The organism is Pseudomonas sp. GW821-FHT09E12, assembly GCF_059416085.1.
Map to the genome: position 1 here is coordinate 130426 of NZ_JBWKOM010000004.1, position 10055 is coordinate 140480.

The following is a 10055-nucleotide window of genomic DNA, read 5'->3' on the forward strand; positions in this document are numbered from 1 at the left end:
GTGCGGTGTTTCAGACCGCGAAATTCTCCAGCGAACACAGATCCTCATCCAGCGCGTCGGTGCGCTTGATCTCCTCGATCATCGCCTCGGCCAGCGGCGACAGCCGGTACCCGGCGCGGCTGACGATGCCGTAGCGGGTGTACAGCTCCTCCAGGTCGTCGGCCAGGCCTTCGACCTTCAGGCACACCAGCTCGCCCCGGGCATTGTGCAGCGCATCGCTGTAGGCGCCGATGATGCCGATCGCGTCCGAGCGCATCACCACGCCGAGCAGGCTGTAGCTGTTCTCGCATTCCACATTCGGGACGAAATCCGGCCGGCCGCTGAGATCGACCACCACCTTGCGCAGGTTCGGCGGGCGGATGGTCGCGGCCAGCGGGTAACTCATCAGCTCGGCGGCGGTGACGCTTTCCTGCTCGGCCAGCGGGTGCCCGGCGCGGCAGCAGAAATGCCATTTGCGTGGGCGCAGGCGCTGGGTCAGGTAATCCGGGTTGGCTTCGAACTGCCGGGTGTCGGCGACGAAAAATTCGAACTCTTCGCTGAGCAGGCGTTTGCTCAGGGTTTGCCAGTCATCCACCTGGAACTGCACCCGGGCCTTGGGGTAACGCCCGATAAAGCTGCCGATGGCCCGCGGGATCAAGCCTGCTGCTGGCGCCGGCCCGCAACCGAAGCGCAGCTCGCCGGCCTCCAGGCCGTTGAACTGGCTGATCTCGTTGGCCAGTTGCTGCGCGCCGCTGACCAGCCGCCGTGCATGTTCGAGCAGCACCAGCCCCTGTTTGGTCGGTGCCAGGTCCTTGCGCCCGCGATCCACCAGCTGACAGCCGACGCTGTGCTCCAGGGCCTGGATGCTGCGGCTGAAGGCCGATTGCGACAGGTTCACCGCCAAGGCGGCCGCGACAAAGCTGCGCTGTTCGGCGAGGGCGATGAAGTGACGGAGCTGGCGCAGATCGATATGCATTTTTCACATTGAAAATATCGGGGAAATGCATTGGCTATGCATTAGGTCGACTCTTTATAAAGGCAATCTCTTATTCCGTAAATCTTATTAAAAACATAAATAAATAACTTAAAAGAATATACGGATCAGTCTGTTTTTACCCAGGAGCCGCCCATGAGTCCGTTGAACCTTGTGTCCCCCACTTCGCCCCGACGGCTCAAGCGCTTGCCGCTGGCCCTGCTGCTGGCCGGTAGCGCCGGCTGGTCCCACGGCTATGCCGCGCAAGCCGAAACGCCCGCCGAAGCCCCGGCCAAGGCCGATGCCGCCCGGCCCGCCGCCAGCGGCCAGCTGGAAACCGTGACCGTGACCGCGCGGCGCCGCGAGGAGAGCGCCCAGGACGTGCCGACGCCGATGAGCGTGATCGGTGGCCAGGCCCTGGAGAGCCAGCGGGTCTATCGCATCCAGGATCTGCAGCAGTTGGTGCCGAGCGTCAACGTCGCCTACATGCATGCGCGCCAGTCCAGCGTGTCGATCCGCGGCCTGGGCAACAACCCGGCCAGCGACGGCCTGGAAGGCAGCGTCGGGTTGTACATCGACAACGTCTACCTGGGACGGCCGGGCATGGCGGTGTTCGACCTGATGGACATCGAGCAGCTGGAAGTGCTGCGCGGTCCCCAGGGCACGCTGTTCGGCAAGAACACCACCGCCGGGGTGATCAACATCAGCACCCGCGCGCCGAGCTTCACCCCCGAGCGCAGCATCGAGACCTCGGTGGGCGAGGACGGCTACTTCCAGACCAAGGGCACTATTTCCGGGCCGCTGAACGACGAGCTGGCCGGGCGTTTCTCGGCTTATCGCACCCGCAGCGACGGCGATATCAAGAACGAACACGACGGCCATGACCTCAACGGCGGCTCGCGCCAGGGCTTTCGTGGCCAACTGCTGTTCAAGCCCAACGAGAACTTCAACCTGCGCTGGATCGGCGACTACAACGAAGAGGACTCCAGTGCCGGCACCCGGGTGCTGTACAGCACCGGGCCGACCATCAATGGCGTCAACCAGTATCAGTCGCGGGCCGCCGCGGCCGGCGCCACTCTGGTCGACGGCACGCACCGCAAGGTCAATCTGGACAACGATCAGCATGTCACGGTGTTCCAGGGCGGCACCTCCCTGGAGGCCAACTGGACCCTGCCCAGCGACTTCACCCTGACTTCGGTCAGCTCCTACCGCTGGTGGGACTTCACCCCGCGCAACGACGACGGGCTCAACGTGCCGGCCAGCTATAACGCCGGGGTCTCGGTGGAGGATAAACAGTGGTCCCAGGAGTTCCGCCTGGCCTCGCCCACCGGCGGGTTCTTCGACTACGTGCTCGGCGCCTACTACTTCGGCTCCGACCTCGATAACAAATCCTTCAGCTATTACGGACCCAAGGCGGACATCTGGAACGGCACGCCCACCGGCGCGCTGAACAACGTCACCAGCATCGGCAACGGGCATATCCGCACCGACAGCTTCGCGCTGTTCGCCCAGGGCACCTGGCACCTCACCGAGCGCCTGGATTTCACCGCCGGCCTGCGCGGCACCTATGAAGAGAAAAGCGCCTGGGTGACCCGCAACGCGCCAGTGGGGGGCGCCGCGGTGACCGGTGCCGCGGCCACCGCGCGGCGCGGACGGGCCGGGGCCTATGACTCCGGCGACCTCAACCAGTACAGCACCAGCCCCTCAGGCCTGCTCAACCTCAGCTACCGCTTCACCGACGACCTGCTGGGCTACGCCACTCTGTCCCACGGCGAGAAGTCCGGCGGGGTCAACCTCGCGGTCGGCTCGGCGCCCACCGCTGGCGCCGACTCGCTGCTGATCGGCACCGAGCGCGCCAACAACGCCGAACTGGGCTTCAAGAGCACCCTGTGGGACAAGCGCCTGCAACTCAACGCCAACCTGTTCTGGACCCAGGTCAACGGCTACCAGACCAACGCCTACGACGCCAACAACCGTGTGCAGTACCTGACCAACGCCGGCTCGGTGCGCTCACGGGGCGTGGAAATCGAAAGCACGCTGATCCCCATCCGTGGCCTGACCCTCAACCTCAACGGCTCCTACAACGACGTGCGCTACCTGTCCTACAAGGATGCGCCGTGCCCGCCTGAAGTCAGCCTGCGCCCGGGCGCCCCGGCCTCCTGCGACCTCAGTGGCCACCAGGTGGTCGGCGCCTCGAAATGGATCGGCAACGCCAACGGCGAATACCAATGGAACCTGGACAACGGCCTCGAACCCTACGTCACCGGCAGCTACGCCTTCCGCTCCAAGGCCGTCGGCACCGTCGAGGATTCCGACTACGGCCAGATCCCCAGCTACGCGGTGGTCAACCTTTCCACCGGGCTACGTGGCAACTATGAGCAGGGACAGTGGGACGTGTCGCTGTGGCTGAAAAACGCCTTCGACAAGACCTACTACACCACGTTGTGGTCGGGGGGGAATGGCGGCTACGAAGGTTTGCTCGGCACGCCGCGGACCCTTGGCGTGACCGGTCGCTACGACTTCTGAACACCCTCATTTGCAACCCGCGCCGGGTTCCGCGGCGCGGTTCGACCTGAACAGGAGTTCCACCATGTTGAACCTCAAGCCCGTGTTGCCCCTGCTGCTGTTGTTCAGTGCCGGGGCCTTCGCCGCCCCCAGTGTCTACCCCACCGGCGTGACCCGTTACGACCCGGCCAAGGCCTTCAATCAGTACGTGATCTTCAGTGGCGCGGACAAGAAAACCCACCTGATCGACATGAATGGCAACGAGGTGAAAACCTGGCCCCAGGCCGGCTTTCCTTCGGCGATCATCGACCCGCAGCTGGTGGGTGGCGCGCGTGGCCGGGTGCTGTTGCAACTGAGCGAAAAGGCCCCCGGCAAACTCGGCTCGGCCGGCAATGGCCTGGGCAACCAGAGCGTCGGCGAGCTGGACTGGGACGGCAAGGTGGTCTGGCAATGGGGCGACCAGGCGCCTGGCGGCGCGGCCCAGCAGCATCATGACCAGCGCCGCCTGAGCAATGGCAACACCCTGGTGCTGGCCAACAAGGTGCATGCGGTGGCGGGCTTCAAGGTGCCGCAAGTGATCGATGACGTGATCTACGAAGTCAGCCCCCAGGGCGAGGTGAAATGGCAGTGGCTGGCCTCCGAACACCTCAAGGAATTCGGCTTCACCCCGGAGCAGTTGAAGCTGGTGCGGGCCACCAAGGACCCGGACTACCTGCACATCAACAACCTCAGCGTGGTCGGCCCGAACAAGTGGTTCGACGCCGGCGACAAACGCTTCGCCCCGGACAACCTGCTGTTCGACTCCCGCAACGCCAACTTCATCGCCATCATCGACAAGCAGAGCGGCAAGGTGGTCTGGCGCCTCGGCCCCAACCTGCCGACCCTCAACCCGCGAGCGCCGGCGACCTTGCCGCGCCCGGTGGACCAGTTCGTCGGCCAGCACGACGCCCACATCATCCCCGCCGGCCTGCCGGGCGCGGGCAACCTGCTGGTGTTCGACAACCAGGGCACGGCCGGCTACCCCTCGGTGCCATTGGGGCTGATTTCCGGGTCGCGGGTGCTGGAGATCGACCCGGTGACCCAACAGATCGTCTGGCAGTACAGCGCGGCCAGTTCCAGGCAGCCGGGCTGGGCCTTCTACAGCTCGTTCATCAGCAGCGCCCGACGCCTGCCCAACGGCAATACCCTGATCGATGAAGGCATGAACGGCCGCTTCTTCCAGGTCACGGCAAGCGGTGAAAACGTCTGGGAATACGTCAGCCCGTTCCTCGGCAAGGCTCCGGGCAGCGACGCCATCAGCAACTGGGTGTACCGCGCATTGCCGGTGAGCTATGACTGGGTGCCACAAGGCACGCCACGTTCGGAAACGGCGGTGATTGCGCCGACGGCGGCTTTGCACCCGACTAATGCCAGCCGTTGATCCGGCTGCTGCGTGGCTCTGGGTTACCTATAAAGGCTCGCTCGCGATAGCGCCGGTTCAGACGGCGCATCGCGAGGTCTCTACAGGCTTATTTGCAGCTGTAATTTTCAGGCATGGTGACCGTGTAATTACGCTGTACGCGGTCGCGGAAATCCAGGTTCTGCAGGCCTTGCTCCACCAGGAAGGCCTCGACCTTGCCGTTCTGGCAATCCTCGTTATAAGAGGACACCCGCAGCAGATACACCGCACGCCGAGTGGTTTCGTCCCGAGCCGTCGCGGTAAAGGTCGACAGGGTGGTGTAGCCGGTGCGTTCCGAGGTGCCTACCGGACCATAAGACGTATTGGGCGTGCTGGTGCAGACCAGCTTTTCCTTCTTTTTCTTGCCATCCTTGCACACCGTGGAAGTGCTGTTCTGCACCTGACCGTAGTCGGTGGCGGTGTAGCGGTAGGTGACTTGCTTGCTATGGATATCGAGGCTGACCGTCATCTTGATCGGCGCATGCTTCTTGGGTAGCGAGGCCTCGGTAAACACCTCGCGGAACCCCTGGTCCTTCAGTGCATTGACCATATCGCGCAGGTAATAACGGGCATTCAGCGAATTCTCGTCATTCCCCGTCGTGGCCGTCACCAGCACCAGCGCCTGCCGATCAAATTGATAGTCCGGATCCGGCGTGCCATTGAGCGCGACGTCGAACTTGGTGGCGCAGCCGGTGAGCAGAAGGGAAAACAGGAATAGCGGGTAAAGCATGTATCGAGTCATGAGGGCTTCGTTGTGTTGCGGTGGATGGGATAGGGATTAGACGGATGAGCGCGGGAATAAACAAATGGAAGCGGGGTGCGTGGAACGGCTTCGATAGGATTTCGGCAGGTAGCTGTGCCCTGTAGTGCGCGACGACAGGGGGGAGAAGCATGACGGGTTTATGGGAGGAGGTGGTTGTGGTTTTTTGTCGCTGTGGGTGATGGGCTTTTGAAGGGGATTGAGCTGATTGTGGCTGGCAGCGATGCTCTTTTGATGTCGAGTTCTTCAGTGCTGATCATGCTTCTTTAGAAAGTCCTTATTTCAACATTTTACACTTTAATAAAGTGCTCCCCAGCCTGGAGTGTCATGGCTTTGGCACCAGTGAATGATGGTTGCAAGCCCATCAGAAAGTGAAAGCACCACATGTTCGTGCATAAATTCGAAAGCCATAATTTTTTGCAGGTGTTCGGGAGTGTTCTCAGCGTCCTTATCGTGCTGAGGTAAATCCCAGGAATTGTTGTTTTTAGTTGATCCTGTTTTTTAGTTTTTTTAGTAGTAGCAAGTGTGCTATTGGAATCGATGTATACCAACCTCGCTCTCCAATTGATAGCCTATGACGTAGTCAGAAATTCCTGAACTCATTATTTCGTCCCAGCTGGCTGGGATTATTTCAGTCCCTTGAGGGAAGTCTATCCAGTTTGCTTCGTCAAAATTCATATCATTCTTCTCAAATTTTTTGTTTCTGCGAACTGCCACTTTTTCGAAGTCTTGTGTATAGGCTTCAAATTCACAGGAAAGTCCATATATTGCTCCCGAGGACGACTTTATCATTATTAGATAGGCACCTTGAGCATATGTTTTTATGTAAGAATCCATGACATAAAATATCTTTTCCATATTTTTATCCTTGAGGCTGTCGAGAGTTGTAGGGGCAAGGAAGGGCATGGTCGTAGCTAATTAAACTCTCATAAATTTTGGTTGTTTTTTCTACCTTATAAGCTCTGGCAATTATTATTAATACCGGGCTTGAGCTCCATGCTGAAATAAAACTGTAGCTTTTTGTAGTGTTGCCAATGTCTTCGATGCTGATATTTTCAAGCAGTATTTTTTCACTTTCTATTATTTCTGATATTTCCTCTCCCTCAGCTCCTAGACTTTGGAGGGCTATCAGGTTTTCAAATGTAATAGTCCAGTCTTGCTCTTTCCAGTCAGTAAAGTTAACTACTAGTATCCCTGGGGCACTTGTTATTTTTTTGACGGTTCCATCTGCTACAGAAAAAGAGTTCATCTTCTATGTTCCTAGATGCTTTTCTCCCGGTAGGAAACCTGTTCCATGCCCGGGTTGATAGTTATCTGGCTTCGCCTTTGAGATTAATCCCTACCTTTTGGCTTGACCCCAGGGTCTCCAGGATGACTTTCGTATCTGATTCGTGTGTCAGCATTCGGCTCCCATACCATCCTCTGAGTCCCGTGCTGTGTTTGGGATACTTTTGGTTGTACTCCAAGGGCCTTAGTTAGTTCGTTGGGGTCATCTGGAAATGAGTAAAAGGACTCGGCGGTTTTGGCGATGCGACGACCGAAGGCATCGTACTTGTATGTCGCGGTGCTGCCTCCGGGCAGACTAACACCGATCAGGCGGTGCTGGCAGTCGTACTGGTATTCGGTGACCAGCTTTTGCCCAGCGCCACTTTCGTCCTGGCGGGTGATCTGCCGGCCTAGGGCGTCATAGCGGTATTTGCGCTGGCCGCCGTCGGAAAATCAGCGCAGGTCATCGCGCTGCGCTGATAGAACATCGCTGATTTTTAAAGAACGGATTTAAGTGTTCAGAACCTGATCCTGCAATCTACGGCCGATGACATCCATCAGGTCGCAGCCGTCGCGGAGTGGGATGACGATCACTCGCGACAAATCTTGTAGCAGTAGCGGGTCGCTGTTGAAGTTTTCAGTTAGAGAAATCGTTTCAAGTAGCTGGGTTACGCAGCGGATGCGATATGCGGCGGTGTCATGCAGCACGTCCACAGGTGCCTGAGTGTCAATGAGTAGCGAGGGAAAATTGTTGTCGATGCCGGTGATGGGCATGTATCGATTCATGATGAAGCTCCTTGATCAAATGGAGCTGCCACTACTCGCTGTCAAACAAGTTGGGTGGCAGCTGTACGCGGGTTGACAGACCGAGGATCAAGGAGCCCGGCGCACGCAAAGGTGCCCCACGCACAGCCGCCATATAAAGGAACGACAGGCACAAAAAATGCCAGCTGTTCACATAGCGGCATTTTGCATGCCTTGATCATATTCGGTCTGTCAAAACCGGTCACTGATTTTGCAGCGACAGTAAAAATCTTAGCTAGATGGGAGAGTTTGGACAAGTTGGCGGAAGTCGATACGATCTGTAGGAAAATTCTCTAAAAGCTTTCCCAAGAAAAAACAGCCTTTCCAACTAGTAGCAGAGATAAGGTCCAAATTTATCGGAAATAAAATTGAGAGATTTTTGACGATACATGGTTCATGTTTCTAGCATGTAACCTTCGATTTTGGCTATTAGCTCTGCTTTGTTTTTTGTTCTGAACTCACCTATATAAACTTCAGATCTCTTTATCGGCTTTCCATTTTTATCATACTTTATGGTTAGGAAGTCTACTACGAACTCTCCAGAGGGGTCTCCTTCTGGTTCTAGTCTTGCATCGAAACAATGACCAGTACTTTGTCGTACGCCACCAATAAGCACTGAGCTGCTGTACCAGCCAGATGTGCTGTCTGTTAGTTCAACTTCGAAAAAATTATTTATGGTTATTGTCCATCCGCTTGGTACTCGAATGGCTTGAAGATTGTATTCTAATTTTTCTCTCATTTTACTGTTCCCATATATTTCTGTACTTGCTCTGGAGATGCGGGGAAACTATGAATTACTGGTCTTCCTGCTTTTGTTAGTTCAATTCGTACCCAGTGTGTTAGTGAGCCATTGTTATAGCCCACTGGAGTGTCTGATCTGTAGAACAGATAGCGTGAGCCCCCATGGTCAAACACATTTCCATCCCTTATTGCTGAATACGCTGCCTGCTTTTCGAAACCGCTAACATTATTCGCTATGTCTGGAAGATATGAAGCCTCAGGTTTTTTATCACGAGTTCCTCGGCCTAGACTCATAGACCTAGCCTCTTCAGCGGACTGGGCATTTGTATATTTCGTTGCATGCCGACCTTCAGGTCTTTGTGCGTTATATATGTCAGATCGTAGGTTTTTACGAGTTCCATAGTCGCTGGTGTCGACCCGTTTTGGGCAGTCTGCAAGAGTACTGGCTAGCCCCAACGGATCCACCCACCCCGTAGGGTTAGGCACGTACTGGTAGTTGTTCAACCCCCCTGCCAGTTTGATCGGGTCAGGCGTCAAAAAACGTCCAGAGCTTGGATTGTAGTAGCGATGGCGGTTGTAGTGCAGCCCGGTTTCCGTATCGAAGTACTGGCCCTGGAAGCGCAGCGGGTTGTCGATTTCGGAAGCGTCCAGCGCCGCCAGATTGCCATACGCCCGGTACTTCGCCGACCACATGATTTCGCCGCTGTAGGCGGTTAGTTCCTGCGGCGTGCCGAGGAAGAAATCATGCCTGTGCGATAGGTGTTTACATCTATCTAGGAGTAGTGCTCGATAAGTGTTATACGTTAATTTGGGTCTTCCGGATTATATTTTTCAAGCTCGACACCTAGTGTTTCCTCTCTGTCATAGATGTCAATCCCCCTAGGAAATATGATGGATTGGAAGATAGGGTGTGCCGGAGCTTTCATCTTTTAACATATTTTTAAATGTATGATGTAGGTTTCTAAAGTTGGGGTGATTTAGCTTTTCTAGTTCGTCGATGTTTGCAAGGTCTTGCTGAATTTAATCAGTTTTGCATTACTCTATAAAAGACTTCGAGCTTTCTAGAGAGGTTTGAGGTAACTTGCCGAAGTCTATTGTTGTCTCATGTGGGGTTGTTTCAAAGTTCGAGTCTTCTCCGAAGTCAAGACTTCGATATTTAGCGGAATGTAGTTGATGCTCCAGCCTGCTGACTTGAACACAATAGTCTTATCCCAGACTGCTCTCTAAACTCTGCGCTAAGCTTCAGTATTGTAGCGTTTTAAACAGTGATAAAGTGTTTGCATGAATTGGCGCTGGTCTTCGACGTCGTCATCGAAGTGGGTAGTTATCTTTTCAAATAGAGAGTCGAAGCTGTCATTAGTGCTTAAAAAGTATTCTAATGTTTTTATGCAGCGTTCGCGCGCTTCTGGAATATATGCAAGAAACTCTGACTTTAGCATCGTGTCGAAAAGCTCTGTAAGCTCTTGGATGCTATTGACATTTTTTGAAGCTATTAGGTCTTGCCTGATCTCGGAGTCGTTGTCCGGGTTTTCTATGTCGAAAACAAAAAGTAGGCTGCGAAATATATTGAGGTCAGGTTTTTTATTCAT

At 55.7% G+C, this 10055-nt stretch carries 9 protein-coding genes and 2 pseudogenes; 2 read left to right on the plus strand and 9 right to left on the minus strand.

What is annotated here, in order from left to right; all coding sequences use genetic code 11:
* Positions 1-10: 10 nt before the first annotated feature.
* Positions 11-955, minus strand: a complete 945-nt coding sequence (locus AC07PQ_RS12520; RefSeq protein ID WP_009041643.1) for a LysR family transcriptional regulator — start codon at positions 953-955, stop codon at positions 11-13.
* A 153-nt stretch (positions 956-1108) separates the two neighbouring features.
* Here AC07PQ_RS12520 and AC07PQ_RS12525 point away from each other — a divergent pair, with 153 nt between their 5' ends.
* Positions 1109-3478 (plus strand): TonB-dependent receptor, encoded by a 2370-nt coding sequence (locus AC07PQ_RS12525; RefSeq protein ID WP_493185610.1) that lies wholly within the window; start codon positions 1109-1111, stop codon positions 3476-3478.
* Positions 3479-3542: 64 nt separating this feature from the next.
* Complete coding sequence (locus tag AC07PQ_RS12530; RefSeq protein ID WP_493185611.1) at positions 3543-4877, plus strand: aryl-sulfate sulfotransferase; 1335 nt, start codon at positions 3543-3545, stop codon at positions 4875-4877.
* Positions 4878-4965: 88 nt separating this feature from the next.
* Here AC07PQ_RS12530 and AC07PQ_RS12535 read toward each other — a convergent pair whose 3' ends face one another.
* The 8 genes and pseudogenes from AC07PQ_RS12535 to AC07PQ_RS12570 form a co-directional block, all read right to left on the minus strand.
* Positions 4966-5637 carry a hypothetical protein gene (locus AC07PQ_RS12535; protein WP_007928953.1) on the minus strand — a complete coding sequence of 224 codons (672 nt, stop codon included), beginning with the start codon at positions 5635-5637 and terminating at the stop codon, positions 4966-4968.
* 546 nt (positions 5638-6183) lie between these two features.
* Positions 6184-6513 (minus strand): hypothetical protein, encoded by a 330-nt coding sequence (locus tag AC07PQ_RS12540; protein ID WP_493185612.1) that lies wholly within the window; start codon positions 6511-6513, stop codon positions 6184-6186.
* A 4-nt stretch (positions 6514-6517) separates the two neighbouring features.
* A complete protein-coding gene (locus tag AC07PQ_RS12545) occupies positions 6518-6904 on the minus strand; it encodes a hypothetical protein (RefSeq protein ID WP_493185613.1) in 387 nt (128 codons plus the stop codon).
* Between the two features lie 263 nt (positions 6905-7167).
* A pseudogene (locus AC07PQ_RS12550) lies at positions 7168-7362 on the minus strand (hypothetical protein); the annotation flags it as partial.
* Positions 7363-7431: 69 nt separating this feature from the next.
* Positions 7432-7707 (minus strand): hypothetical protein, encoded by a 276-nt coding sequence (locus AC07PQ_RS12555; protein WP_493185614.1) that lies wholly within the window; start codon positions 7705-7707, stop codon positions 7432-7434.
* A gap of 412 nt (positions 7708-8119) precedes the next feature.
* Positions 8120-8464 (minus strand): hypothetical protein, encoded by a 345-nt coding sequence (locus AC07PQ_RS12560; protein ID WP_493185615.1) that lies wholly within the window; start codon positions 8462-8464, stop codon positions 8120-8122.
* Positions 8465-8889: 425 nt separating this feature from the next.
* Positions 8890-9201, minus strand: a pseudogene (locus AC07PQ_RS12565) (RHS repeat-associated core domain-containing protein); the annotation flags it as partial.
* A gap of 500 nt (positions 9202-9701) precedes the next feature.
* Positions 9702-10055: a hypothetical protein gene (locus AC07PQ_RS12570; protein WP_493185616.1), complete on the minus strand. Its 354-nt coding sequence runs from the start codon at positions 10053-10055 to the stop codon at positions 9702-9704.

Excerpts from the sequence above, each read along its gene's own strand:
- AC07PQ_RS12555 (WP_493185614.1), bottom strand. The coding sequence starts at position 7,707 with ATGAATCGATACATGCCCATCACCGGCATCGACAACAATTTTCCCTCG.
- AC07PQ_RS12530 (WP_493185611.1), top strand. The coding sequence starts at position 3,543 with ATGTTGAACCTCAAGCCCGTGTTGCCCCTGCTGCTGTTGTTCAGTGCC.
- AC07PQ_RS12570 (WP_493185616.1), bottom strand. The coding sequence starts at position 10,055 with ATGAATAAAAAACCTGACCTCAATATATTTCGCAGCCTACTTTTTGTT.
- AC07PQ_RS12525 (WP_493185610.1), top strand. The coding sequence starts at position 1,109 with ATGAGTCCGTTGAACCTTGTGTCCCCCACTTCGCCCCGACGGCTCAAG.
- AC07PQ_RS12520 (WP_009041643.1), bottom strand. The coding sequence starts at position 955 with ATGCATATCGATCTGCGCCAGCTCCGTCACTTCATCGCCCTCGCCGAA.
- AC07PQ_RS12535 (WP_007928953.1), bottom strand. The coding sequence starts at position 5,637 with ATGACTCGATACATGCTTTACCCGCTATTCCTGTTTTCCCTTCTGCTC.
- AC07PQ_RS12560 (WP_493185615.1), bottom strand. The coding sequence starts at position 8,464 with ATGAGAGAAAAATTAGAATACAATCTTCAAGCCATTCGAGTACCAAGC.
- AC07PQ_RS12545 (WP_493185613.1), bottom strand. The coding sequence starts at position 6,904 with ATGAACTCTTTTTCTGTAGCAGATGGAACCGTCAAAAAAATAACAAGT.
- AC07PQ_RS12540 (WP_493185612.1), bottom strand. The coding sequence starts at position 6,513 with ATGGAAAAGATATTTTATGTCATGGATTCTTACATAAAAACATATGCT.